The organism is Leisingera sp. F5, assembly GCF_001593695.1.
The window spans coordinates 156,463-180,832 of record NZ_LUKH01000001.1 but is presented as its reverse complement, the minus strand read 5'-3'; the positions used below and the strand labels follow the sequence as shown (position 1 = coordinate 180,832).

Annotated in this window: 25 protein-coding genes and 1 tRNA gene; 14 read left to right on the top strand and 12 right to left on the bottom strand. The window is 59.4% G+C overall.

The genetic code is table 11. The features are described from left to right. Window positions 1–5: 5 nt before the first annotated feature. The 3 genes from pstB to phoB are packed head-to-tail and all read left to right on the top strand — an operon-like array spanning window position 6 to window position 2,224. Complete coding sequence (gene pstB / locus A2I95_RS00835; RefSeq protein WP_291726747.1) at window positions 6–803, top strand: phosphate ABC transporter ATP-binding protein PstB; 798 nt, start codon at window positions 6–8, stop codon at window positions 801–803. A gap of 17 nt (window positions 804–820) precedes the next feature. Further along, window positions 821–1,531: a phosphate signaling complex protein PhoU gene (gene phoU / locus A2I95_RS00830; RefSeq protein WP_291726745.1), complete on the top strand. Its 711-nt coding sequence runs from the start codon at window positions 821–823 to the stop codon at window positions 1,529–1,531. Between the two features lie 3 nt (window positions 1,532–1,534). Beyond that, window positions 1,535–2,224: a phosphate regulon transcriptional regulator PhoB gene (phoB, locus tag A2I95_RS00825; protein WP_027258943.1), complete on the top strand. Its 690-nt coding sequence runs from the start codon at window positions 1,535–1,537 to the stop codon at window positions 2,222–2,224. 61 nt (window positions 2,225–2,285) lie between these two features. Here phoB and A2I95_RS00820 read toward each other — a convergent pair whose 3' ends face one another. Beyond that, complete coding sequence (locus tag A2I95_RS00820) at window positions 2,286–3,197, bottom strand: LysR family transcriptional regulator (protein ID WP_291726742.1); 912 nt, start codon at window positions 3,195–3,197, stop codon at window positions 2,286–2,288. A gap of 99 nt (window positions 3,198–3,296) precedes the next feature. On the opposite strand from A2I95_RS00820, the gene A2I95_RS00815 reads away from it, so the two are divergent. Continuing rightward, window positions 3,297–4,517, top strand: coding sequence for an acyl-CoA dehydrogenase (locus A2I95_RS00815; protein WP_291726740.1), 1,221 nt, complete (start codon window positions 3,297–3,299; stop codon window positions 4,515–4,517). A gap of 657 nt (window positions 4,518–5,174) precedes the next feature. Here A2I95_RS00815 and A2I95_RS00810 read toward each other — a convergent pair. Beyond that, a complete protein-coding gene (locus A2I95_RS00810; RefSeq protein WP_291726737.1) occupies window positions 5,175–6,725 on the bottom strand; it encodes a trimethylamine methyltransferase family protein in 1,551 nt (516 codons plus the stop codon). 642 nt (window positions 6,726–7,367) lie between these two features. Between A2I95_RS00810 and A2I95_RS00805 the strand changes: the two genes are divergently transcribed. The 5 genes from A2I95_RS00805 to A2I95_RS00785 all read left to right on the top strand — a co-directional run bounded on the left by A2I95_RS00805 (window position 7,368) and on the right by A2I95_RS00785 (window position 12,595). Continuing rightward, entirely contained in the window at window positions 7,368–7,688 is a 321-nt protein-coding gene (locus tag A2I95_RS00805) for a hypothetical protein (protein ID WP_291726735.1), read from the top strand. 242 nt (window positions 7,689–7,930) lie between these two features. Then, window positions 7,931–8,512, top strand: coding sequence for an outer membrane beta-barrel protein (locus tag A2I95_RS00800; protein WP_129370880.1), 582 nt, complete (start codon window positions 7,931–7,933; stop codon window positions 8,510–8,512). A gap of 300 nt (window positions 8,513–8,812) precedes the next feature. Next, window positions 8,813–10,195 (top strand): cysteine--tRNA ligase, encoded by a 1,383-nt coding sequence (gene cysS / locus A2I95_RS00795; RefSeq protein WP_291726730.1) that lies wholly within the window; start codon window positions 8,813–8,815, stop codon window positions 10,193–10,195. Beyond that, window positions 10,195–11,829, top strand: coding sequence for a citramalate synthase (gene cimA, locus A2I95_RS00790; RefSeq protein ID WP_291726728.1), 1,635 nt, complete (start codon window positions 10,195–10,197; stop codon window positions 11,827–11,829). Before cysS ends, cimA begins: the two co-directional genes overlap by 1 nt. After that, entirely contained in the window at window positions 11,819–12,595 is a 777-nt protein-coding gene (locus A2I95_RS00785) for a squalene/phytoene synthase family protein (RefSeq protein ID WP_291726724.1), read from the top strand. Before cimA ends, A2I95_RS00785 begins: the two co-directional genes overlap by 11 nt. A gap of 80 nt (window positions 12,596–12,675) precedes the next feature. Here A2I95_RS00785 and A2I95_RS00780 read toward each other — a convergent pair whose 3' ends face one another. After that, on the bottom strand, window positions 12,676–13,893 hold the full coding sequence (locus A2I95_RS00780; RefSeq protein ID WP_291726720.1) for an MFS transporter: 1,218 nt from the start codon (window positions 13,891–13,893) through the stop codon (window positions 12,676–12,678). A 95-nt stretch (window positions 13,894–13,988) separates the two neighbouring features. Here A2I95_RS00780 and A2I95_RS00775 point away from each other — a divergent pair, with 95 nt between their 5' ends. Both A2I95_RS00775 and A2I95_RS00770 read left to right on the top strand, forming a co-directional pair. After that, window positions 13,989–14,648: a DNA-3-methyladenine glycosylase gene (locus A2I95_RS00775; protein ID WP_367150493.1), complete on the top strand. Its 660-nt coding sequence runs from the start codon at window positions 13,989–13,991 to the stop codon at window positions 14,646–14,648. After that, entirely contained in the window at window positions 14,645–15,310 is a 666-nt protein-coding gene (locus A2I95_RS00770) for an alpha/beta fold hydrolase (protein ID WP_027258954.1), read from the top strand. Before A2I95_RS00775 ends, A2I95_RS00770 begins: the two co-directional genes overlap by 4 nt. Before the next feature lie 137 nt (window positions 15,311–15,447). Here the strand turns inward: A2I95_RS00770 and A2I95_RS00765 are convergent, their stop codons facing one another. Both A2I95_RS00765 and A2I95_RS00760 read right to left on the bottom strand, forming a co-directional pair. Further along, window positions 15,448–15,870, bottom strand: a complete 423-nt coding sequence (locus A2I95_RS00765) for a VOC family protein (protein WP_291726716.1) — start codon at window positions 15,868–15,870, stop codon at window positions 15,448–15,450. Between the two features lie 12 nt (window positions 15,871–15,882). Then, window positions 15,883–16,536 (bottom strand): pseudouridine synthase, encoded by a 654-nt coding sequence (locus tag A2I95_RS00760; protein ID WP_291726714.1) that lies wholly within the window; start codon window positions 16,534–16,536, stop codon window positions 15,883–15,885. Between the two features lie 228 nt (window positions 16,537–16,764). On the opposite strand from A2I95_RS00760, the gene A2I95_RS00755 reads away from it, so the two are divergent. Continuing rightward, the gene (locus A2I95_RS00755) at window positions 16,765–17,349 is read left to right on the top strand and encodes an HNH endonuclease (protein WP_129370889.1); all 585 of its coding nucleotides are present in this window, start codon (window positions 16,765–16,767) and stop codon (window positions 17,347–17,349) included. Window positions 17,350–17,549: 200 nt separating this feature from the next. Here the strand turns inward: A2I95_RS00755 and A2I95_RS00750 are convergent, their stop codons facing one another. From A2I95_RS00750 to rocF, 3 genes are read right to left on the bottom strand one after another with little or no spacing between them, the layout of a single operon-like run. Beyond that, window positions 17,550–18,596 (bottom strand): ornithine cyclodeaminase, encoded by a 1,047-nt coding sequence (locus tag A2I95_RS00750; protein WP_291726709.1) that lies wholly within the window; start codon window positions 18,594–18,596, stop codon window positions 17,550–17,552. Further along, window positions 18,593–19,522 (bottom strand): citrulline utilization hydrolase CtlX, encoded by a 930-nt coding sequence (ctlX, locus tag A2I95_RS00745; RefSeq protein WP_291726706.1) that lies wholly within the window; start codon window positions 19,520–19,522, stop codon window positions 18,593–18,595. The genes A2I95_RS00750 and ctlX overlap by 4 nt, the downstream gene beginning before the upstream one ends. After that, entirely contained in the window at window positions 19,519–20,463 is a 945-nt protein-coding gene (gene rocF, locus A2I95_RS00740) for an arginase (RefSeq protein ID WP_291726704.1), read from the bottom strand. The genes ctlX and rocF overlap by 4 nt, the downstream gene beginning before the upstream one ends. Before the next feature lie 112 nt (window positions 20,464–20,575). Between rocF and A2I95_RS00735 the strand changes: the two genes are divergently transcribed. Then, on the top strand, window positions 20,576–21,001 hold the full coding sequence (locus tag A2I95_RS00735; RefSeq protein ID WP_291726703.1) for an Lrp/AsnC family transcriptional regulator: 426 nt from the start codon (window positions 20,576–20,578) through the stop codon (window positions 20,999–21,001). A gap of 61 nt (window positions 21,002–21,062) precedes the next feature. Here A2I95_RS00735 and A2I95_RS00730 read toward each other — a convergent pair whose 3' ends face one another. Continuing rightward, window positions 21,063–21,530 carry a disulfide bond formation protein B gene (locus tag A2I95_RS00730; RefSeq protein WP_291726701.1) on the bottom strand — a complete coding sequence of 156 codons (468 nt, stop codon included), beginning with the start codon at window positions 21,528–21,530 and terminating at the stop codon, window positions 21,063–21,065. Window positions 21,531–21,532: 2 nt separating this feature from the next. Then, window positions 21,533–22,111: a VTT domain-containing protein gene (locus A2I95_RS00725; protein ID WP_027258963.1), complete on the bottom strand. Its 579-nt coding sequence runs from the start codon at window positions 22,109–22,111 to the stop codon at window positions 21,533–21,535. A 163-nt stretch (window positions 22,112–22,274) separates the two neighbouring features. Here A2I95_RS00725 and A2I95_RS00720 point away from each other — a divergent pair. Then, window positions 22,275–22,360 (top strand) — tRNA-Leu (locus A2I95_RS00720). Between the two features lie 115 nt (window positions 22,361–22,475). On the opposite strand, the gene A2I95_RS00715 is transcribed toward A2I95_RS00720, so the two are convergent. Then, window positions 22,476–23,141 carry a class II aldolase/adducin family protein gene (locus A2I95_RS00715; RefSeq protein WP_291726698.1) on the bottom strand — a complete coding sequence of 222 codons (666 nt, stop codon included), beginning with the start codon at window positions 23,139–23,141 and terminating at the stop codon, window positions 22,476–22,478. A 16-nt stretch (window positions 23,142–23,157) separates the two neighbouring features. Continuing rightward, on the bottom strand, window positions 23,158–24,264 hold the full coding sequence (mtnA, locus tag A2I95_RS00710) for an S-methyl-5-thioribose-1-phosphate isomerase (protein WP_291726696.1): 1,107 nt from the start codon (window positions 24,262–24,264) through the stop codon (window positions 23,158–23,160). Window positions 24,265–24,370: the final 106 nt, after the last annotated feature.

Sequence of the window (24,370 nt, the reverse complement as noted above, 5' to 3'; positions counted from 1 at the left end):
GTGCAATGAACGACATGACCTTGATGGATAACACCGTGGACACACAAAACATCAAAATCGCCGCCAAGGACGTCAACGTCCACTATGGCGACTCCCACGCGATCAAAGACGTGAATGTCGAGATCGAAGACAAGACCGTCACCGCCTTTATCGGCCCCTCGGGCTGCGGCAAGTCGACGTTTTTGCGCTGCCTCAACCGGATGAATGACACCATCGACATCTGCCGCGTGAAGGGAGACATCCTGCTGGACGGCGAGGACATTTATGACCGCCGTGTCGATCCGGTGCAGCTGCGCGCCAAGGTTGGCATGGTGTTTCAAAAGCCGAACCCGTTCCCCAAGTCGATCTATGACAACGTGGCCTATGGTCCGCGCATCCATGGGTTGGCGAGGAACAAGGCGGAACTGGATGAGATTGTTGAGAAATCCCTGCGCCGCGGTGCGATCTGGGATGAGGTGAAAGACCGCCTGGACGCGCCCGGCACCGGGCTTTCGGGCGGTCAGCAGCAGCGTCTGTGCATCGCCCGCGCCGTCGCCACCGAACCAGAAGTGCTGCTGATGGACGAACCCTGTTCTGCACTGGATCCCATCGCCACCGCCCAGGTCGAGGAGCTGATCGACGAGCTGCGCAGCCGCTATTCGGTGGTGATCGTCACCCACTCAATGCAGCAGGCCGCACGGGTCAGCCAGAAAACCGCATTCTTCCACCTCGGCAACCTGGTGGAATTCGGTCCCACCGGCCAGATCTTCACCAACCCCGAAGATCCGCGCACCGAAAGCTACATCACCGGCCGGATCGGCTGATTTCAAGGAAAATCAACATGGTAGAACAGCATATTGCATCGGCTTTCGACCGCGATCTGGAGGCGATTCAGGCGCGGATCATGAAAATGGGCGGCCTGGTCGAGGACGCCATCCGCGAAGCCGCCCGCGCCCTGGAAACCCGTGACGAGGAACTGGCACTGACCGTCCGTCAGGGCGACAAGGCCATTGATGGGCTGGAAGAGCTGATCAATGAGGAGACCGCCCGTCTGATCGCCCTGCGCGCACCCGCAGCCTCGGATCTGCGTCTGGTGCTGTCGGTGATGAAGATCGCCGGCAACCTGGAACGCATTGGCGACTATGCAAAAAACATGGCCAAACGCACAACGGTCCTGGCCCAGGGCCCGAACACCAGCGAAGGCGCCGCCGCCCTGCGCCGGATGGCGCGCGAGGTCGAGCGGATGCTGAAGGACGCACTGGATTCCTACATTCAGCGCGATGTGGAGCTGGCCCGCGACGTGATTGAACGCGACCGGGATGTTGACCAGATGTACAATGCCCTGTTCCGCGAATTCCTGACCCATATGATGGAAGATCCGCGCAACATTTCGGCCTGCATGCACTTGCATTTCATCGCAAAAAACACCGAACGCATGGGTGATCACGTGACCTCGATTGCCGAACAGGTGATCTATCTGGTGACCGGTGAAAAGCCGGAAGATGACCGCAAAAAAGCCGACACCACGTCTACCACGCCCCAGGAGATCTGACCGATGGCTGCCGAACAGCCCACTGTTCTTGTTGTTGAAGACGAAATGGCCCAGCGGGAAGTGCTGGCCTATAACCTTGAGGCCGACGGCTTTCGCGTTTTGCGCGCGGAACACGGCGAAGAAGCGATGCTGGTGGTCGACGAGGACATGCCCGATATCATCATCCTTGACTGGATGATGCCCAACCTCAGCGGCATCGAAGTGTGCCGCCGGCTCAAGACCCGCGCGGAAACCCGCAACATCCCGGTTATCATGCTCTCCGCCCGGTCCGAGGAAGTGGATAAGGTCCGCGGCCTGGAAACCGGCGCTGATGACTATGTGGTGAAACCCTATTCGGTGGTTGAGCTGATGGCGCGGGTGCGCACCCAGCTGCGCCGGGTGCGGCCCTCTACTGTCGGGGTGCGGTTGGAATATGATGACATTGTGCTGGATGCCGAAACCCACAAGGTCAGCCGCGCCGAACATCCGCTGAAACTGGGACCGACCGAATTCCGCCTGCTCTCCACCTTCATGGAAAAGCCGGGCCGGGTCTGGAGCCGTGAGCAGCTGCTGGACCGGGTCTGGGGCCGCGACATCTATGTCGACACCCGAACGGTTGATGTCCACATTGGCCGGTTGCGCAAGGCGCTGACCCAGTTTGGCGGCAGTGATCCGGTGCGCACTGTGCGCGGCGCGGGCTACGCCCTCGGCTGATCCGGCGTCAAGGAGTGTACAGGGGATGCGCGCATGGCACCCTCCTGTACACCGCACGCCATCACCGGGGCAGCGGGTCCTCGGGTTGTGCTTTCCCGGCCAGCCAGCCGCGGAATTTTTGTAACGCAGGCGCGTTTGTTTTCCGCTCGGGCCAGACCAGATAATAGGCGCCTTCGGTCTCCACCGGTTCCGGATGCAACGCCAGAAGGCGCCCGGTCGCCAGATCCTGCTCCACCAGGTAATCTGGCATTAAGGCGATGCCCAAACCATGTAGCGCAGCCTGAGTGATGGTTGCGAATTGATCATATGTCGTGCCGCTCAGCTCTTCGCCGGCCACGATCCCGTGCTGTCCAAACCAATCATGCCAGGCGGTTGTGCGGGTTTGGATATGAAGCAGTGGCAGCTTTAGAATGTCCTTGGGTTCAGTAACCGTTCGGCCGTCGAGAAGTTCAGGCGCACAGACTGGCAGCAATTGTTCATGCTTCAGCAGAAGCGACTGCGTTCCAGGCCAGGATGCATCTCCGAAATGTATCGCCGCATCAAATGGTTCTGTGGCAAAGTTGAATGGCTCCAGCCGGGTGGCCATATTGATGGTCACATCCGGGTGCAGCCGGGCAAATTCCGGCAGCCGCGGCATCAGCCAACGCATTCCGAAGGCCGGAAGAATGGCCAGATTCAGTGACCCGGCCAGCGGCGCAGCCTGCAGGCGCAGGGTGGATTGAACGATCTGGTTCAGGGCTTGCCGGATTTCTGCGGCGTAGTCCTGCGCCTCTGTGGTCAAGGCCAGCCGTTTCTGGTCACGTTGCACCAGCTCCATGCCCAATTGCTTTTCAAGCGTCTGCAACTGGCGGCTGACAGCCCCTTGTGTCAACGCCAATTCATCTGCAGCCGCGGAAGCGCTGCCAAGGCGGTCCAGTGCCTCCAGGGCGCGCAGCGAGGAGATCGAAGGCAGGAATTTTCTGGGCACCGACATGTATGAGTGTTTGGCATGGTTGTCTGCGAAAGTCTCGCTGTTTTTTCCGTTCACCTCCCGTTAGGGTTTGGGCAAATCGCGAACCACTGAGGTGACAAGATGACAGACAAACCCGCCCTGCGCGCCAAGGATGCCCCGGATCTGGGCCGTTTCAATTGGGAAGACCCGTTGCGGTTGGAGGGCCAGCTGACCGAAGACGAACGGATGATCACCGCCTCGGCCCGAGCTTATGCCCAGGAAAAACTTCAACCTCGTGTACTAAGCGCTTATGAAAACGAGGAAACTGACCCAGAGATCTTTCGCGAGATGGGCGAGATGGGCCTGTTAGGCACGACCATCCCGGAAGAGTACGGAGGCTTGGGCGGCGGCTATGTGTCCTATGGTCTGGTTGCCCGCGAGGTGGAGCGCGTCGACAGCGGTTACCGCTCAATGATGTCGGTGCAAAGTTCGCTGGTGATGTATCCGATTTATGCTTACGGAAGCGAGGAACAGCGCCGGAAATACCTGCCAAAGCTTGCCACCGGCGAATGGATAGGGTGCTTTGGCCTGACCGAGCCGGATGCCGGTTCCGACCCTGCCGCCATGAAAACCCGCGCTGAAAGAACCGAGGGCGGGTACAGGCTTACGGGCTCCAAGATGTGGATCTCCAACGCGCCGATTGCAGATGTCTTTGTGGTCTGGGCCAAGTCCGAGGCCCATGGGGGCAAGATCCGTGGCTTTGTTCTGGACAAGGGCCTTAAGGGTCTTAGCGCGCCAAAAATTGAAAACAAGGCGAGCCTGCGGGCGTCAGTCACCGGTGAGATCGTGATGGACGGTGTTGAAGTCGGCGAGGATGCGCTCTTGCCGCATGTTCAGGGGCTCAAAGGGCCGTTCGGCTGTTTGAACCGCGCGCGTTATGGCATCAGCTGGGGCGCAATGGGCGCGGCCGAGGCTTGCTGGCATGCTGCCCGGCAATATGGATTGGATCGCACCCAGTTCGGGCGTCCCCTTGCCAATACTCAGTTGTTTCAGCTGAAACTGGCAAATATGCAGACGGAAATCACTTTGGGTTTGCAGGCGTCATTGCAGGTTGGCCGTTTGATGGACGCAGCCAACGCTGCTCCGGAAATGATCTCGATCATCAAACGCAATAACTGCGGCAAGGCGCTGGATATCGCCCGTATGGCGCGGGATATGCACGGCGGCAATGGCATCAGCCTGGAGTTCAATGTCATTCGCCACATGGTCAATCTGGAGACGGTGAACACCTATGAGGGCACCCACGATGTGCATGCCCTGATCCTGGGCCGCGCTCAGACCGGATTGCAGGCGTTTTTCTAAGCATGCCAAGCAGCGCGGGGCATTACCCCCGCGCTGCATTTATGCATTTTTGAAATGCATTTTCGCAACACTGCTGCGCTCAGCGAGTTCCGCAAAGGCTGGCAGGGGTGGAGTGCGAAATACGCCAGAAGTTTTGGATCCGAAAGAGCTAATTGAGCGGGCGGTCTGGGTGCCGGAACCTTAAAGAATTTCGACAGAAGTTCATCTGATGGTTAATTCTACGAAATCGTACCGGCGTTCTATAGGGATTATCAGGTGATCCCATACCCCCACTTTGCAGAAATGCAACCACGCGCAAACGAGATTGAAACCCTATCTACCTTGCAGTTTTGCAAAATGAACCCGCAAAACGCGGGACTAAAAGCGGTCGCCCTTGCAGTTTCGCAAATTCATTTTGCTCAAACGTAGGGGTGTTTTTGAAGGTTGAACGCCGTTTTAGGGGAGAGATCCTGCAAAATATCGCGTGTTAATAAAAGGTTATCATCTCATCAGGTGTGACGGAAGCCTTTTGTGAAAATTTTCTTGACTTACAGGCTGGGTTAGCTGAGGGGCAGGAATATGCCCAAAGTTCCTGAACCAGATGCTATGCTTCTGTACCAACCCAAAAAAAACGGGCCGGAAAACTCCGGCCCGTGTCAGCGCATCTGGAATGTTCGGTTAAGCCGGAAGATGGATGTTGAATGCCTTTCGGATTGCCATGTCGGTTGCGGCATCAAACCGTGCGGATGCGCGCTGGGACAGGATCTTCTCCTTCTTGGCGACAGCCTTTTGAATCAGATCAGGTTTTTCAAGTTCCACCCATTCCTTGGGAGACGTCCGGTCGCCCAGATCCGGATAAACATAATCGATCTGCATCCGGCTGAGGGTTTGATCGGTACCCAGATAATGGCCCGGCCCGCCCATGCAAGTGGCACGCATCTGGTCCAGAGCGAGGGTTTCATCGTTCACTTCAATGCCGCGAACGCATCTCTGTGCCTGGCCGAGCAGATCGTTGTCCAAGATCAGCGACTCAAGGCAGAACCCCAGCAGTGACGCGTGCATTCCGGCAGCTTCATAGGCCATGTTGAGGCCGGAAAGCCCTGCCATAACCGCAGAGCACATCTGCTCCCAGCCGGCCTGCATATCCGGCAGTTTGGAATCCGATGCACCAGCCGCGGCGCCGCCCGGCAGGTTGTAAAATTTATGCATCTGAGCACAGCCTGCAGTCAGCAACGCCTGTTCGCCGGATCCCACGGACATCGCGCCGGTACGCAGATCAAGACCAAAGGGCCAAGTGCCGAAAATAGCGGGTGCGCCAGGGCTTACAGCGTTAACATAAACCAGGCCGGCGAGACATTCTGCAACCGCCTGGGTGATGGCTCCGGCGATGGACGAAGGGGCGGTTGCCCCGGCCATGCCTGCCGACAGCAGCAGCACCGGCATGCCGCCTTTGATACATTCCTCCATCACTTCACAGGATTCGGTCGCAAACTTCATGGGAGGCACCACAAAGCAGTTCGAGTTTGATACAAAAGGCCGCTCGCGCCACTTGTCTTCGCCGCCCGCAATCATGTGCAGCAGTTCCAATCCCGGCTTCACGAAGTCCGGTTCGCAAAATGAGACGCCGACATGTTTGGTTGTGCCTGCGGTGGTCGCGTAGATGGAATTCAGGTCCATCTCAAGGTTGTCGGGAATGTCGCGGCATACCATCGGACGTTGGACAAAGTGGATGTTGTCCAGCTGATCACAGATGCGTGCGGCGTCGTGCAGATCCTGCACAGTTGAATCGCGGTATTCCTTGCCGTGCACGTCTACAACGCTCACCGCGGCGCCGGCGGTGCCGTAGTGAACCCGACCACCGGACAGCTGCAGGTCGGTCTGTCCGTCACGGCTGAAAAGGGTGACGGAGCGGTTTGCCTTGGCGATGGTGTCTTCGACCAGCGCGCGCGGGAACCTGATGCGGCCGTCATCGCCCAGCACGCAGCCGGCAGAAGTCAGGTAATCGATGCCGCTTTGCGGCGCGTCGGCGAGACCGATTTCTTCCAGCGCGGTCAGGGCCGCCTCATGGATTTTTTCCATGTCTGCCTGGCTGAGCAACTTCAGCGCAGTGGATTCCATGCCGGGGCGGACCGGGCGCAAATGTTCCGGCAGTGCAGCAGCGCGGGCCGCGCGCCGCGCGTTGCGCCCGCCGCTACGGGCAGCGCGGGACGGGGAGGCTTGATCGTTCATTCTGTGAGCCTTTCAGGAAAGGTGAGTTGAAGTGTTGAAACGTCAACTCACTGCGGCCTGCCCCTTGCCGCACGGCCCCGGGCCGCACCTATGGTGCGGCAAATAAGGCTGACATGGCAGCGTTCACCCTGCATGCGGACTCCTGTTCAGTTCCCTGCAACTTGGCACGCTTTTGCGTCGTTTCTAGCACAATAGCGACCCCGGTGAAAAAAACGACATGTTTTTCATTTGAGCAGAGGGCGCCGTGAAGTCTGAGAAGACGCAAGCTTTTTCCTAAAATGTCACTATTTTTAATGCTGTAATCTTTAGTTTTAACGCTTCACGGAGTGTTCTGTTGTTGGCAAGGTGGCTTCGGGAACCAAATGTTAAGCATTAATGGCTATACTGGGTACCCTGGGGATGGAGCGCTGAAGCAGCGCATTTCAAAAAAGGCACAGCCACATGCCGATGGTTAAAAAGGCCAGACACAGATGCTCCCTAGCCGCAGTATGCGCGGCGGCGGCTCTGATTGCTCAGACATCTGCCGCGGAAGAATGGCGCACAATGCTGCCTGGACCGTCAGGCAAGGCTTCTGCCGAAGCTGGAGGCGGAGGAGGCGCGGCACGGTCCTTTCAGTTTGCGTATGGCCGGCAGCTGGGTGGAATGATCCTGTCCGGCACCGTCACGATGGAGCAGTCAGGCCTTTTGACCCAAGCGGTGCAAGCGGAAGAGACCCGTCAGCTGCGGTTGCACGCTGGCTATGACTTTGGCCCGGCAACCGGGTTCATCACCTTGGGCGGGGTGCAGGCGGAAACATCCAGCGGATCGCGGCAAGGACCGCTGATCGGCCTGGGCATGCGGGTTTCGCTGAACCGCGCGCTGCAAGTGACCGGAGAATTTCTGCACCACGAAGCCGGACCAAGGGACGGCACTGCCAGCCCGCGCGGGGAGACCTTGTCGGTAAGTGCCGCGTTCCGGTTCTGACCCGGCATGTTCTACAACCAACAGCGCTGCTGCCTCTAGGACCGGGGAGACCGGTTTTCAATGGCTTGGCAATTTCCTGCCATCGGATTCCGGCGGAAAGGCGCACGTTTCCGGAGACTTTCGGCCAGTCACTGCCAGTTCAGCGGGCGTGATCCCCACAGCACTGGAAGTTCCTGTGCAGAACCCTTTTGTAGCGTTCAACGGCGCACAGCTTGCGCCGGACTGCAAAAGGAGAAGTCTGAATGACTCGTTTCGTAGCTATGACAGCCATCGCCGCCGTAATGGGCAGTGCGGCCTTTGCCGGCAATGTAAGTGACCCGGTAATTGAACCCGCTCCGGCTCCGGCGCCTGTTCCGGTGGCCAACGATGGCGGCGACTGGACCGGTTTCTACCTGGGTGGCCAGGTCGGCCAGCTGGATGCGGACGCCAGCAACGGCGCCTCTGGTGACGATACCGCTTATGGTATCCACGGCGGCTACAACCATGATTTCGGCCGTTTCGTACTGGGCGGCGAACTGGAATATGATGCAACCGACCTGGATCTGGGCGGCGGTGCGACTGTTGACTCGGTTGCCCGTGCCAAGGTGAAGGCCGGCTATGACTTCGGCAACGTATTGGCATATGTGACCGGCGGCGTGGCCGAAGCTGACAGCTCGCTGGGCAGCGAAACCGGCGAATTCTATGGTGTCGGCATTGCCTACCAGGTGACCGACCAGTGGCAAATCGGCGGCGAAGTGCTGGAGCATGAGTTCGACCAGTTCGGCAACTCGGGCGTGGGGGCGGATGCCACATCGGTATCGCTGCGCGCGTCCTTCAAGTTCTAAGCTTGCCAAAGTTACGGGCGCGGCACTCCTGTTCCGCCACGCCCTTGGCCGCCCGGTCCGGACCCAAGACGGACCGGGCGGCCGTTGCAGTTTGCGGCAAAAGACTTGGCGGGCTGAATGTCCCGTGCTAAGCAGCCTGCATGAACCAAAAATGCACCACCATTATCTGCTGCATTACCTGCTGACATATCAGCGGGCTGGTTTCTGTCGTTTTCATTTCTCTGACAAGTTGCTAAGCCCGCGCTGCGCGCAACGGGTGATGCCGGCCGTTTCAGGCTGGGCATGGAAAAGGAACCGGGCATGGGAACCATGGACATAGAGATCAAGCTGCAGAATACGAAGACCCGCAAGAAAGAGGTCTTTGAGCCGATCGACGCCAGCAATGTGCAGATGTATGTTTGCGGCCCCACGGTCTATGACCGGGCGCATCTGGGCAATGCGCGCCCAGTGGTGGTATTTGATGTGCTCTATCGTCTGTTGCGCGAGGTTTATGGCGCGAATCGCGTAACTTACGCCCGAAACTTCACCGACGTGGATGACAAAATCAACGCACGCGCTGCCGAAAGCGGACGCCAGATCGGGGATATCACAGCCGAGACCACGCAGTGGTTTCTGGATGATATGGGGGAGTTGGGCGCGCTGGAGCCCAACCACATGCCGCGTGCGACCCAGTATATTCCGCAGATGGTGGCGATGATCGAGGATTTGATCGCCAAGGGCCACGCCTATGCAGCTGAAGGCCATGTGCTGTTTGCTGTCGACAGCTGGAAAGAGTCGTATGGCAAACTGTCGGGCCGGTCGGTGGACGACATGATCGCGGGCGCCCGGGTCGAGGTGGCGCCCTACAAGAAAAACCCGATGGATTTTGTGCTGTGGAAACCCTCCACTGACGATCTGCCGGGCTGGGACAGCCCCTGGGGCCGCGGCCGGCCGGGCTGGCACATTGAATGCTCGGCAATGTCGTATGAACTGCTGGGCGAGACCTTCGACATTCACGGCGGCGGCAATGACCTGATGTTCCCGCACCACGAGAATGAAATTGCGCAAAGCTGCTGCGCCAACGGCGACGATAGTTTTGCGCGGTACTGGCTGCACAACGAGATGCTGCAGGTCGAGGGCAAGAAAATGTCCAAGAGCCTGGGCAACTTCTTTACCGTGCGCGACCTTCTGGACAAGGGCTATCCGGGCGAGGTGATCCGGCTGGTGTTCCTGCAGACCCATTACCGTAAGCCGATGGACTGGACCGACAAGAAGGCCAAAGAGGCCGAAGCGACGCTGCGCAAGTGGCGGGCGCTGACCGCGGGCATCGAACCCGCGTCCAGCGCTGCTGCCGCGGTCATGGCGGCATTGGCGGATGACCTTAATACCGCTGGTGTCATTGCAGAGCTGCACAAACTGGCGGCCTCCGGTGACGCAGCCGGCCTGCTGGCCTCTGCCAATTTGCTGGGGCTGCTGACAGCAGAGATGGGGGCGTGGGCTGCCGGACCGTCAGCGGATCTCTCCGGCTATGAAGAAACTCTGTTCAAAGCGCGTCAGAAGGCTATGGAAACGAAGAACTTTTCTGAGGTTGACCGACTGAAGACGGCCTTTGTTGGAGCGGGTTTGGAAGTAAGAATGAGCAAAGCAGGTGTCGAACTGGTGCCAGGTGCCGGTTTTGACCCGGCCAAGCTGGAGGGGCTGTGATGGCAAAAGAACGCCTCTATCTCTACGACACCACATTGCGGGACGGGCAGCAGACTCAGGGGGTACAATTCTCCACCGCAGAAAAAAAGCAGATCGCCCAGGCGCTTGACGGCCTGGGCATCGACTACATCGAAGGCGGATGGCCAGGCGCAAACCCGACCGACAGCGCGTTTTTCAACGAGGCGCCTGATACACGCGCCACAATGACTGCGTTTGGAATGACCAAGCGGACAGGGCGGTCAGCGGAAAACGACGATGTTCTGGCGGCGGTGATGAATGCCGGCACGCCAGCGGTGTGTCTGGTGGGCAAGAGCCATGACTACCATGTGACCCATGCCCTGGGGATCACGCAGGAAGAGAACCTGGAAAACATCCGTGCCTCGGTCGCCCATATCGTGGCGCAGGGGCGCGAGGCGTTGTTTGATGCCGAGCATTTCTTTGACGGTTACAAGGATAACCCCGGTTATGCCCTGGATGCTTGCCGGGCTGCGCTGGAGGCCGGCACGCGCTGGGTGGTGCTGTGCGACACCAATGGCGGCGCGCTTCCATCCGAAGTGAAACAAATCGTCTCAGAGGTTATTGCCGCCGGAATTCCAGGTGAGAAACTGGGCATACATACCCATAATGACACGGAAAATTCCGTCGCTTGCTCGCTTGCGGCGGTGGAAGCCGGAGCGCGGCAGATCCAAGGCACGCTGAATGGCTTGGGTGAACGCTGCGGTAATGCCAATCTGACCGCGCTGATCCCGACCCTGTTGTTGAAAGAACCCTATGCCAGTCAGTTTGAAACTGGTGTCAGCCACAATGCCCTTGAAGGCCTGACCCGGATCAGCCGGATGCTGGACGATATCCTGAACCGGGTTCCGATGCGGCAGGCGGCTTATGTGGGAGCCTCGGCCTTTGCCCATAAGGCGGGGCTGCACGCCAGCGCGATCCTCAAGGATCCTTCGACTTATGAACACATTGAGCCGGGCAAGGTTGGCAACGCACGGGTTATACCGATGTCGAACCAGGCCGGGCAGTCGAACCTGCGCAAGCGTTTGACCGATGCGGGGCTGAGTGTGGACACAGGCAATCCGGCGCTGGCGAGGATTCTGGAACGGATCAAGGCGCGTGAGGCGGAAGGCTACTCTTATGACACTGCACAGGCGTCGTTTGAGCTGCTGGCGCGCAAGGAGCTGGGGCAATTGCCTGAGTTCTTTGAGGTCAAGCGTTACAAGGTCACCGTCGAGCGGCGCAAGAACAAATACAACCGGATGGTCAGCCTGTCAGAGGCCGTTGTGGTGGTTAAGGTCGATGGCGAAAAGCGGCTGTCTGTCAGTGAATCCCTTGATGACACCGGCAGCGACCGTGGTCCGGTCAACGCACTGGCACGGGCATTGAGCAAGGACCTGGGGCGCTATTCTGCACAGCTGGAAGATATGCGGCTGGTCGATTTTAAGGTGCGCATCACTCAAGGCGGCACCGAGGCGGTGACACGGGTTATTATCGACAGCGAAGACAGCCAGGGACATCGGTGGTCCACGGTTGGCGTCAGCCCGAACATAATCGATGCGTCGTTTGAAGCTCTGCTTGACGCGATCCGCTGGAAGCTGATCCATGACGGCGGGGCCGGGCAGGCGGATGACGTTTGATGCTGATCTGAAGGCCTGCGCCGAGCTGGTCCAGAAAAGCGACCCGGACCGGTTTTTGGCCACGATGGCTGCGCCGGTTCAGGCGCGGCCGTTGCTGTTTGCGCTCTATGCCTTCAATATTGAACTGGCCCGGGCACCCTGGGCCAGCCAGGAGAGTATGATTGCTGAAATGCGGGTGCAATGGTGGCGCGATGCAGGCACCGAGATTGCCGAGGGGGGGGCTGTCCGCCGCCACTATGCGGCCACGCCATTGGGACGGCTGCTGAAGCCGGAACTGGCTGCCTGCATCGACGGCATGGCTGAGGCGCGGCGTTGGGATATATACAAGGATCCCTTTGCTGATGAAGCTGAATTTGATAGCTACATTGATCGCACCAGCGGTTCGCTGATGTGGATGGCGGCAGCGTCACTAGGCCAGGCGGATGAAGCCGTGGTAAGGGGTTTTGCCTATGGCGCGGGTATTGCCAATTGGTTGCGCGCCATTCCGGAACTGGAAGCGCAAAAGCGGATCCCGCTGCTGGATGGCACTTTGGAAGGTGTGCAAGCTTTGGCGCGCAAAGGGTTGCAGCAGCTGAATAAAGCCCGTTCAGACCGCAGCGCGGTTTCGAAACCGGCAGGGCGGGCGTTGCTGGCGGGCTGGCAGGCAGAGGCCATTCTGAAACAGGCGGAGCAACAGCCGGAGCGGGTGGCGCAGGGCGCATTGGGGCAAAGCGAATTCCGGCGAAGAACGGGCCTGATGAGGCGTGCGGTCTTTGGCCGCTGGTAGATAGAAATCAAAGAAAAAGGCGCCTGATTGGGCGCCTTTCTTTGTATTGCGAGGGGAAGTCAGGATTCTACGATGGGACGTCAGGCTTCTTTAGGGCGCATCACCAGCCACATCAGCGCGCCGCCGGCCAGCACCAGGAAGGGCGCCATCGCCATGTTCACGGCGCTCCAGCCGTCGGCCGGGTTGCCGCCCGAGCAGTTCATCAGCCCGCCCGATGCCAGCGATGCCATGGTGACCCCGCCAAAAACCAAAAGGTCGTTCAGCCCCTGCATCCGGCCGCGCTCATAGCTTTCATGGGCGCCGGCCAGCATCGTGGTGGCGCCGATAAAACCAAAATTCCAGCCCACTCCCAAAAGCACCAGTGCGATGAAGAAGTTTTCGATTTCGACACCTTGCAGGGCAACAGCACCGGCACCGGCAAGGATCACAAGGCCTGCCGCCACGATCTTTTCCACACCGAAGCGGGCGATCAGGTGGCCGGTAAAGAAGGACGGCACATACATCGCCAGAACGTGAGAGGTGACCACGTCGGCGGCATTGCCTTCGGTAAAGCCGCAGCCCACCACCGCCAGCGGTGTGGAAGTCATCACCAGGTTCATCAAGGCGTATGACACCATGGCGCAAATCACGGCAACCGCAATCACCGGGGTCTTCAGCAGCTCCAGGCGGCTGCGGCCCCTGGGGCTGTCTTCACTGGGTGCGGGCGGCTTCGGAATGTCCAGAAACAGGAACAGTGCAGCCCCTAAGACGTTGACTGCGATCACCGCAAGATAGGTTCCGAGAAAGGGAATAACAAAGGCTTGGCTGGTTAACTTCACAATCTGCGGCCCAATGACAGCGGCGGCAAGGCCACCGGCCATGACATAGGAAATCGCCTTGGGGCGGTACGCCTCGGACGCCGTATCAGCGGCAGCAAAACGGTAGAATCCGTGTGCGCTCATGTAAACGCCGGTCAGCAGGCTGCCGAGCAGAAAGATGGGAAAGGAACCAAGGTACAGCCCGTAAGCGCCGACCAGACCGCCAACAGATCCAAAGGCCGCGCCGGTAAAAAATCCGGCCTTCCTGCCCCAGCGCTGCATAATGGCCGAGATGGGTGTGGCCGCCAGCATCGAGCCACCGACAATCAGCGAAATCGGCAGCGTTGCAAAACAGGGGTTCGAGGCCAGTGACTGTCCGGCCAGGCCGCCCACGATGAAAATCATCGGCATCTGGGCGCCGAGGATCGCCTGGGCCAGCACCAGGATGGCAACGTTTTTCTTGGCGACCGCGTCGCTGGGGGTGGTCATGCTCATAGTCATGTGGGATGCGTAGCTGTGAATATGTGCAGGAGCAAGCCAGCGGGTCAGGCCCTGCGATCACGGTTTCTTTCAACCACCGCCAATCAGGAGGTAACGTGGCGTCAGATGGACAGGCATTCCTGCCGGGGGTGGGACGGATTATCCAATGCGACGCTTGCGTGAGTGAGGGCGCCGAATGGCTTGCGGCGCATGACAGCCGGTTTGCCGATGCGTTGAAATTGACCGGCCCATTGCCGCTGCGCCGTAGGCCGGACGGGTTTGCCGAACTGTTGAGCGCAATTGTGAGCCAGCAGGTGAGTGTGGCCTCTGCTAGGGCGATCTGGGTGCGGATGAAGGCAGCCAAGCTTACCGGACCGCGTAAGATCCTTTGGGCCACGGATGAGGATTTGCGCGCAGCGGGCCTCAGCCGCCAGAAGATCCGCTATGCCCGCGCGCTGGCAGAGGCACGCATTGATTTCAAAGCGTTGCGGGATGTTCCGGACGCGGAAGTGATTGCACGTCTGGTCGAGGTCGCGGGGGTCGGTGTTTGGACGGCTGAGATTTATGCAATGTTTTCGCTGGGCCGGGCCGATGTCTTTGCCCACGGTGATCTGGCCCTGCAGGAGGCCGCACGGGTGCTGTTCGAACTGCCGGCCCGCCCAAAGGACCGCGAGATGCGGCAAATGGCCGAAGACTGGTCGCCCTGGCGATCGGTTGCGGCGCGCATTCTCTGGGCCTATTACCGGGTGGCGAAGGACAGGGAAGGGATCCGATGACTCGTGTACTGAATGCCGGCCGCAAAGAACCGGTCTCCGGCGATATCCGCTCGATTGTGGTGTTCCTGCATGGCTATGGCGCCAATGGCGCCGATCTGCTGGGTCTGGCGGACCCTTTGGCTGAACATTTGCCGGATACGCTGTTTGTCGCGCCTGACGCGCCTGAGGCCTGTGCCGGCGCCCCGATGGGGTATCAGTGGTTTCCGATCCCCTGGATCGACGGCTCCTCGGAAGAGGAGAGCATGCGCGGCATGCAAGCGGCCGAAGAAGATCTGAATGCCTTCCTGAATGCGCTGATGGTGGACGAGGACGTGCTGCCGGAACAGGTGGTGCTGTTCGGGTTCAGCCAGGGCACAATGATGAGCCTGCAAATAGCGCCGCGGCGCGAAGACGCGGTGGCTGGCATTGTTGCCTTTTCCGGCCGTCTGCTGGCGCCTGAGCTGCTCAAGGACGAAGCCGTATCCAAGATGCCGATCCTGCTGGTGCACGGAGATCAGGACGACGTGGTGCCGGTGCAATCCTTGCCGGAAGCGGCGGAAGCTTTGCAGGAGGCCGGTTTCCAGGATGTCTTTGCCCATATTCAAAAGGGCACAGGCCATGGCATCGCACCGGATGGCTTAAGCGTAGCCTTGGCCTTTATGCGCGATAAGCTGGGATTGTAGGGCCGGATCAAAGGATTCCCGCCCTGGTGCTGCCCCATCAAAGATGAGGCGCCCCGGGTCGGCCCCTGCGGACCCGTAAAATTCCTGGCAAGAATTTTGTCCGGAAAATTTAAATTTTCCGGCGCGCTGCCGCCAGTTCAGAAAGTCCAGAGCTGCGGCTCGGCGATTTCAATCGAGTTTCCTGCGGGGTCGCGGAAGTAGAGGGAGCGTGCTCCGCTGGGCCAGTCGAACTCAGCCTCTATTTCAACCCCTGATGCCACCAGACGGCCGCGCATCAAAAGCAGGTCTGCCCGCGGCTGGGCAAAGCATATGTGCCCCGGGCCGCTGCTGCCATGCGGCGGCACTGGCAAACGCGGATTGCCAGGCGGCTTTATGGTTTCCTGAGCGTTGAAAATCAGCAATACCGAAGTTCCGCAGCGAAAGAAGACGTGCCTGTCACCGATCCGTTGAATCCGCTCAAGCCCCAGGATCCGGCCGTAGAATTCTTCCGCCGCGTCCAGATCATCGACATAGAGCGCTGTTTCCAGAATGGCTTTGGGGGCAGGGGCTTGCGGTGGCATGCTGACAGAATATCAGCGCCGCCGCGGCCTGTCACTTACCGGGTTCCGGTTCGCAGATGACTTGGGCCTGCGGGGCGGTTTTTGCGAGGGTTTGGGCGGTCCTGGGACCCTTGGGGCTTCAAGATCGTCCCACGCACCCTGGGCCAGCCCGTCCAGTGTCCAAGCGCCGATGCTATAGCGGATCAGGCGCAGCGTCGGGTGTCCGGCCGCAGCTGTCATCCGCCTTACCTGCCGGTTGCGGCCCTCGCGGATTGTCAGTTCTAACCAGCTGTCGGGGACGGTCTTGCGCATCCGGACAGGCGGTGTGCGGGCCCAAAGGCCCGGCGGCTCATCCATCAGCCGGACTTTGGCTGGCAGAGTCATTCCGTCTTTGAGTTCAATCCCTGCTGAAAGCAACTTAAGAGCATCAGCGTCAGGTGCACCCTCGATCTGGACCCAATAGGTTTTGTCCATCTTATGTTTCGGGTCAGTGATCCAGGACTGCAGCCGGCCGTTGTCTGTCAGCAGCATCAGCCCTTCGCTGTCCCGGTCAAGACGGCCTGCAGCATAAACACCGGGGCAGTCAATGAAATTGCTCAGCGTCGCACGGGGGCTGCCCTGGCTGCCGCGGTCGGTAAACTGGGGCAGCACATCATAAGGTTTGTTGAAGCGGATCAGACGGGTCATGGCACGGCAATAGGCGGGCCAATCAGGCAGGGCAAGAGCGAACGCCAGGCAGGCCTGTGGATAACTTTCACCGCATTGTCATAGAATCAGCTTAGCCTGATCCCGAGATATTGTGGATCATCAGGGCTTGTCAGGCGCTAACCACGAGATATAGTCAAATGAAAGCTGGGGCGGGTTCCCCGCTCTGGTTCCGGAAAACGGAAGATCAGGGCGAGGAAGACGTTCACAATGGATGGCGATTTCAGAGCAGAGTTTGTCAGATCTCCAGGGGCGCTGAAACAGCACCCGGCGCTGGTGCTGAATGCAGACTACCGGCCATTATCCTATTACCCGTTGTCCTTGTGGTCCTGGCAGGACGCGGTCAAGGCGGCCTGGCTCGACCGCGTGGCGATTGTGGCTGAGTATGATGAAGTGGTGCACAGTCCCAGTACCGAGATCCGAATACCGTCAGTGGTGGTGCTGAAAGATTATGTGAAACCTCAAAAGCGCGTGGCCTTCACGCGCTTTAATTTGTTTTTGAGGGATGAATTCCACTGCCAGTACTGCGGCAGCAAGGGCGACCTGACCTTTGACCATGTGGTGCCGCGTGCGGCCGGCGGGGTGACAAGCTGGGAGAACGTGGTGGCGGCTTGCAGCCCCTGCAATCTCAAGAAAGGGTCCAAGTCTTTGCACCGGGCTGGCATGTCCTTGCGCAAACCGCCGCGCCGTCCAGGCGCAGAAGAGCTGCGCAATACCGGGCGTAAATTCCCGCCCAACCATCTGCATGATAGCTGGATGGATTTCCTCTATTGGGATACTGAACTGGACGCCTGAGAAAAGATCCTCTTGAAGAAAGCTCTTTAAGGGACGGCAGTATAAGGTTTCCGGCCTCTCCGCCTGTGTGCTTGTCCCTGGCGGGGACAGACGCTCAGATCCCCTGGAGCGCTGCCAGCACGAGCCGCGGAAAGCGGCGGTCAAACGGAAAGGCCGGAGGTGCCGGCGGCCTCAGTTGAGCGGGCCGCCTTTGCATGGGATCAGCTTTTTGCGCGCTGAAGCATACCAAACAGATCGCGCGGATCGTCCGGATCTGCGAGCATGTCCAGATCGATGAAATAGTCCGTGCCTTTGATGCGGTCGCGGATGTAACGGAGAGCAGAAAAATCCTCAATGGCAAAGCCGACGCTGTCGAACAGCGTGATTTGCCTGTCACCGGTGCGGCCCTGTTTCTGGCCTGAAATCACTTCCCACAGTTCGGTGACGGCAAAGTCTTCCGGCATTTGCTGGATTTCGCCTTCGATCCGGGTTTGCGGCGGGTATTCGACAAAGACGTCAGAGCGGCTGAGGATGCCGGCTGCCAATTCCGTCTTGCCTGGGCAGTCACCGCCGATTGCGTTGATGTGCACGCCGCTGCCGACCATGTTGTCGGTCAGGATGGTGGCGTTTAGCTTGTCCGCTGTGCAAGTTGTAAGGATCTGGGCACCTTCAATCGCCTCTTCCGGCGTTTTACAGGACACAACCTCAACCCCGAGACCTTCAAGGTTCCGGGCGCATTTTGCAGTCGCAGCCGCGTCTTTGTCATAAAGACGCACAGATTTCAGGCCGATGATCGCTTTCATCGCCAGTGTCTGGAATTCCGACTGGGCTCCGTTTCCGATCATTGCCATCGTGGTTGACCCTTTTGGTGCCAGATACTTGGCAGCCATTGCTGACGTCGCCGCGGTGCGCAGAGCGGTCAGCATGGTCATCTCGGTCAGCAGCACCGGATAGCCGGTGTAGACATCTGCCAGCAGGCCAAAGGCGGTAACAGTCTGCAAGCCTTCGGATGTGTTCTTGGGATGGCCGTTCACATATTTGAAGCCATAGGCCTCGCCGTCAGAGGTCGGCATCAGCTCGATCACGCCGACATCCGAATGGCTGGCAACGCGCGGGGTCTTGTCGAACAGCTCCCAGCGTTTGAAATCGTCTTCCACATAACCTGCCAGATCGCGCAAAATCTGCTCGATGCCGATGTGATGAACGAGGCGCATCATATTGTCGACGCTGACAAATGGCACCAGTGCTTTTTCCGAAGGCTGTGTCATGCGGAAATCCTTTCACGGGGGCTGAGGTGAATGCCTGCCAGCATGCAGCGCACCGACCCGCCTGCGGTTTCGATGGTCGGAATGGTCAGGGGGAGCGGCTCTGCGCTCCTTTCAATTTCTGTAACCTGGTCCGGACGCAAGGCGTCCAGTGCCTTGGCAGAAAGGGCAAGAATACGTTTCTTGCCAGTGAGTTCCAGCGCGTTTCCAGCGAAATTGACGATCTGATCCTGGGTCAGATCAATCACACGGCGGCCGGTCTCTTCCAGCCGCGCGGCAACTTCGGAACGGCGCGCAGGATCAACGATCATATCGAGGCAGATCAACGCGTATTCGGTGCCGATCCCCATCAATACATTGGTGTGATAAACGTCGCGGCCAGCTTCATCTTTGGCTTCGAACACCATGGGTTCAAAGTTGAAATGGGTGCAAAACCGTTCCAGCAGCACAGGGTCCGCGCGGTTGGATTTTACCGTGTAAGCAATGCGCCCGATATGGTCGAGCACCATGGCGCCGGTGCCTTCCAGAGACAGCTCGTCCTGTTCCAGTCCGGAATAATCGATCACATCCTGTACCCGATACTCCCGCTTCAGCAGTTCGATCACGTCCCAGCGCCGTTCCTTGCGCCGGTTGCCCGCGAACATTGGGTAAATTGCGATATGCCCGCCGGCATGGGTGGAAAACCAGTTGTTCGGAAATACACTGTCCGGGGTCTCGGTTGTGGTGTCATCAAACACGTGAACAGCGACACCTGCGCCGCGCAGAGTTTCCACCGCGCCGTCGAACTCCGCCAGTGCCTGGGCCGAGGTGGTTTTGGTTGAGGTATCTGCCAGCGTTTGGAAGGCGTTGTCGCCCTGTGTTTCCGGGTTTGAACGGAAATGATGCGGCCGGATCATGACCACGGCAGAGGGGGCTTGCAGGCTGTTCACTGATAGCTCCGTGTCGGGCGGTCAAAGACGCGGCGGCCCAGGGCCGAGGCGCAGAGGTCCACCATCAAATGCGCTGTGCGGCCGCGCTCATCCAGAAACGGGTTCAATTCCACCAGATCCAAGGAGGTCATCAGCCCGGAGTCATGCAGGATTTCACAAACCAGATGTGCCTCGCGCACCGTGGCGCCGCCGGGAACAGTTGTGCCAACTGCCGGGGCGACGGACGGGTCCAAAAAGTCCACGTCCAGCGAGACATGCAGCATACCGTTGGCCTGGGCGACGTGCTCCAGGAAGCGGTTCAGCGGACCCGCAATGCCATTCTCATCGATGTGGCGCATGTCATGGGTGCGGATGGAGCTGCCTTCCAGGGCAAGCCGTTCCTGGGTGTCGACAGACCGCAGGCCAATCATGCAGACATTCTCCTGCGGGACCGGGTTGGAGACCTCAGGAAAGCCCTCGAACCCATTGCGGCCAGTGAAATATCCAACCGGCGTTCCATGCAGGTTGCCGCTGTCAGATGTTTCCGGTGTGTGGAAATCGGTATGCGCGTCCAGCCACAGAACAAACAATGGCCTGCCTGCCTTGGCAGCATAATTCGCAGCTCCTGCGACCGAGCCAAGCGAGAGCGAGTGATCGCCGCCCAGGAAAACGGGGAGGCCGCTCTCAAGAGCGTCTTCAGCAGCCTGGGCCAAACGTGCGGTCCAGCCGATTGTTTCATTGCGGGCAAAAACCAGTCCATCGTTGCCATCGTAGCCATCGTAGCCATCGGGTGCATGGGGTTCGGGATCCAGGTTTCCGAGGTCCTCAACTGTATGCCCAAGACTTTCCAGCGCGGGGGCAAGCCCGGCAGTCCGGTAAGCGTCGGGGCCCATCAGGCAGCCGGCCCGGCGTTTTCCACTGTCCACCGGCGCGCCAATAAGGATGCAATGTTGCGAAGTCACCGTTTTGGCCTCTCAAAAAATCTGATTTCATACTAGAAACCTCCGATATGCGATGGATTCCAGCACGCATTTTGTCCATAAAGGGCAGTGATTGATCGATTTGAGGTGAGCAATGGACAAAACGGATGAGCGGCTGGTGTCGGCCCTGCGGCACAACGCACGGGCGTCTCTGTCGGATCTGGCGCTGGAGCTGAGCCTGTCACGCACCACAGTGCGGGCCCGGATCGAGCGGTTGCAGGCGCGGGGCGACATCCTGGGATTTACTGTGGTGCTGAAGGAGGACGTGCTGCGCGATCCGGTCCGCGGGCTGATGCTGATCGGGATCGAAGGCCGCGGCACCAGCCGGATCACCCGGCAGCTGCAGGGCCTTCCAGAGGTGCGGGCCATTCACACCACCAACGGGCGCTGGGACCTGATAGTGGAGCTTGGCACCGAGACCCTGGAAACGCTGGACACGGCTTTGGCCAAGATCCGCACCTTTGAAGGGATTGTGAGCAGCGAAACAAATCTGCTGCTGGCCACTAAAAAGGACAGCTGATGTCTGGAGGGGCTGCGGCGTAATCAATGGGTTAGCTGCCGCACCTCAACTTTCCATAAGGTTAACCCTGCTTGCGGGTATGGTTGGCGGCTGCGACCCAAAGCAGTGCCAGACCAAAGGACGCAATGGCATTCCAGCTGGCCATGGACAGTGACAGCAGTTCCCAAGGCACCTGATCGCATTGCACCAGCGGTGCGGCCATGATCTGGTCCATTAGTTGATCGGGAGACAATCCGCCAATCGGACCGGACGTGCAGGTGGACGGACCTTCCCACCAGCCTCGTTCAACCCCGGTGTGAAAGGCGCCTATCCCTGCTGTGGTCAGGGCCGCCAGCGCCCCCAGATAAGGCAGCAGCGCGCCCGGAATGATCAGCGCCAAAACGCCGATCCCAGCGGCGGCGGCATGCGGATAGCGCTGCCAATAGCAGAGTTTACAGGGCGGCATTTCGCCAATGTACTGGAACCCCAGCGCCCCTAACAGCAGCGCAGCCGAGCCGCCCGCCGCGACGAAGATCAGAAATCGGTGCATAGTCAGATGAACCTTACCAGCAGGAAGCCGCCAAACAGAACAACCATGAAGGCCGTAAAAACCAGGCCCAGGCGGCGTTCAATAAAGTCACGGATTGGGGATCCGAATTTCCAGAGCAGCCCAGCGACGATGAAAAAACGCAATGCACGTGCAAGGATAGAAGTGGCAATGAAAGTACCGATCGGCATTCCGGTCCAGCCCGACATAATGGTTATCACTTTATAGGGGAACGGTGTGATGCCGGCGCCAAGCACAGCCCAAAAGCCAAAATCGTTAAAGCGGGTGTTGAATTCTGCCATGGCATCGCCTTTGCCCATCGCCTCCAGCACCGGCTGGCCGATGCCTTCGTAAAAGAACGCACCGATTGCATAGCCAAGCACGCCGCCCGCGACCGAGGCCGCCAAGGCCACCAGCGCAACCAGCCAGGCGCGGGACGGACGGGCCAGGATCATCGGGATCATCAGCACATCCGGCGGGATCGGGAACACGGAGCTTTCGACAAAGGCGACAGCGGCCAAACACCAAAGCGCCTTGGGATGGTCAGCCAAGGCCATCGTCCGGTTGTATAGCGGTTTCAGCATTTTGCGCCCTGCATCCTCAACGGGTTTTGCAAGATGAGGTGGCATGCGCGCAGCGTTCCGTCAACCTTTGCCGCCGGTGAATTTACCGGGGCTCGATTTTTGGCGGCAAAGTTCCGTTTTGCCTCTGGACCTCGGCGTCTGGCTTGGCTAGGAACAGGACGTGGCCCAAGTGGCGGAATGGTAGACGCAGGGGATTCAAAATCCCCCGCTGGTGACAGCGTGCCGGTTCGAGTCCGGCCTTGGGTACCAATAGAAACAAAGGCCTGCAGCGCGTTCTTGCTGCAGGCCTTTGTTCTTTCGAATGTCCAGTTTGCATAGGCGGATTTCGCAGTCACCTACTGGTCTGTCTTTGCATTGATGCAAGCTAGCGGCTGTCCTTCAGGCCATAGTCCGCGAAGGCGGCGGTAACTTCCTGCATTTCATCTTCCGACAGGATGTGCGGCTTACCCATTGTGAGGCTCGTCGCATAACCTTTTGCTAACACTTCCAATTCTCCCATGCGCCAGAGTGCGCGCGACAGGCTTTCACCGGTGGCCGCAGCGCCATGATTTGCCATCAGGCAGGCGCTGCGGTTTTGCAAACTGCGGGTGATGTTATCCGACAGCTCCTGACTGCCGAACAGCGCATATTCTGCCACCGGCACATCTGAACCGCCAAAGGCCGCGACCATATAGTGGCAGGCCGGGATTGCCTGACGGTTCATAGCCAAGGCGCTGCAATAGACAGGATGCGCGTGAACCACTGCGTTAACCGCGGGCTTAGCCTGCAGGATGGCAAGATGAAAAGGCCATTCCGTGGAAGGTTTCAACTGGCCGTCCGGTAACTGGCTGCCGTCCAATGGTATCCGCACCAGATCCTTGGGCGTCATCTTTTCATAGGGCACACCGGAGGGCGTGATCAGCATCATATCTCCTGCACGCACCGAGATATTGCCGGAAGTGCCCTGATTGATACCCATGGCATTCATCTCCAGGCAGGCGTCGATCACTGCCTGCCGCAGGCCGCGGCTGTCCTGATGAGGAGGCTTCACGCAAAATCCTCCGGTCTCAAGCGGATCTGGCGGCGGCCATTTCCGGAAACAGCCTGGCCAGGCCGTCTTCGGAGGCTTCGCAGATCCCGCGTTCGGTGATCAGGCCGGTGACCAGCCGGTTCGGGGTCACGTCAAAGGCCGGGTTGCCGCCGGGTGTGCCATCCGGGGTGACTTGAACCACTCCGATAGTGCCATCTTCGGTCTTGCCTTGAACATGGGTGATTTCACGTTCGCTGCGTTCTTCGATCGGAATTTCGGCAACTCCGTCCGAAACGGTCCAGTCGATAGTCGGCGAGGGCAGGGCGACGTAGAAAGGCACGCCGTTGTCTTTGGCTGCCAGCGCCTTCAGATAGGTGCCGATCTTGTTGCAGACATCGCCGCGGCGGGTGGTGCGATCGGTGCCGGTGATCACCAGATCCACCTGGCCATGCTGCATCAGGTGGCCGCCGGCATTGTCGGTGATATAGCTGTGGCTGATACCGTGGCTGCCCAGCTCCCAGGAGGTCAGGGCGCCCTGATTACGCGGTCGGGTCTCATCGACCCAGACATGGATCGGGATGCCTGCGTCATGCGCCTGGTACATCGGGCTGGTGGCGGTGCCCCAATCGACGGTGGCGATCCAGCCGGCGTTGCAATGGGTCAGCAGGCGGACCGGCTCGCCCGCAGGCTTTTTCGCGGCGACTTGCTTGATCAGCTCCAGCCCGTGCTCACCAATGCTGCGGTTGATCCCGACATCTTCGTCCGCGATCTCATGCGCCAGTGCCAGCGCGGCTGAAGCGCGTTCCCCTGCCGCCAGCGGCCGCAGGTGGTTGCGGCAGCGGTCCAGCGCCCAGCGCAGGTTGATGGCGGTCGGGCGGGTGGCGTTGAGAAAGCTCCAGGCCTGATCCATCGCCGCATCCGACGAATCCAGCCGCATCGCCAGGGCCATGCCATAGGCTGCCGTCGCACCGATCAGCGGTGCGCCGCGCACCCGCATCTCAACAATTGCATCGGCGAATTCCTGCAGCGTGTTCAGCTGCTGGACGCGGAAGTCATGCGGCAGCCAGCGCTGGTCAATGATCTGCAGCGCGTCGTGATCGTGATCCCACCAAAGGGAGCGGTAATGGGTGCCATTCACTTTCATCGGAGTTCCCTCTTTTTCGTAGCGGCGCAGCTGCCGGTGCCGGATTGGCCGGCAGGCTGATTTCCGGTTTCCCTGAATTGCGCGTTGCGCGCAAGGTTTCGTTGCG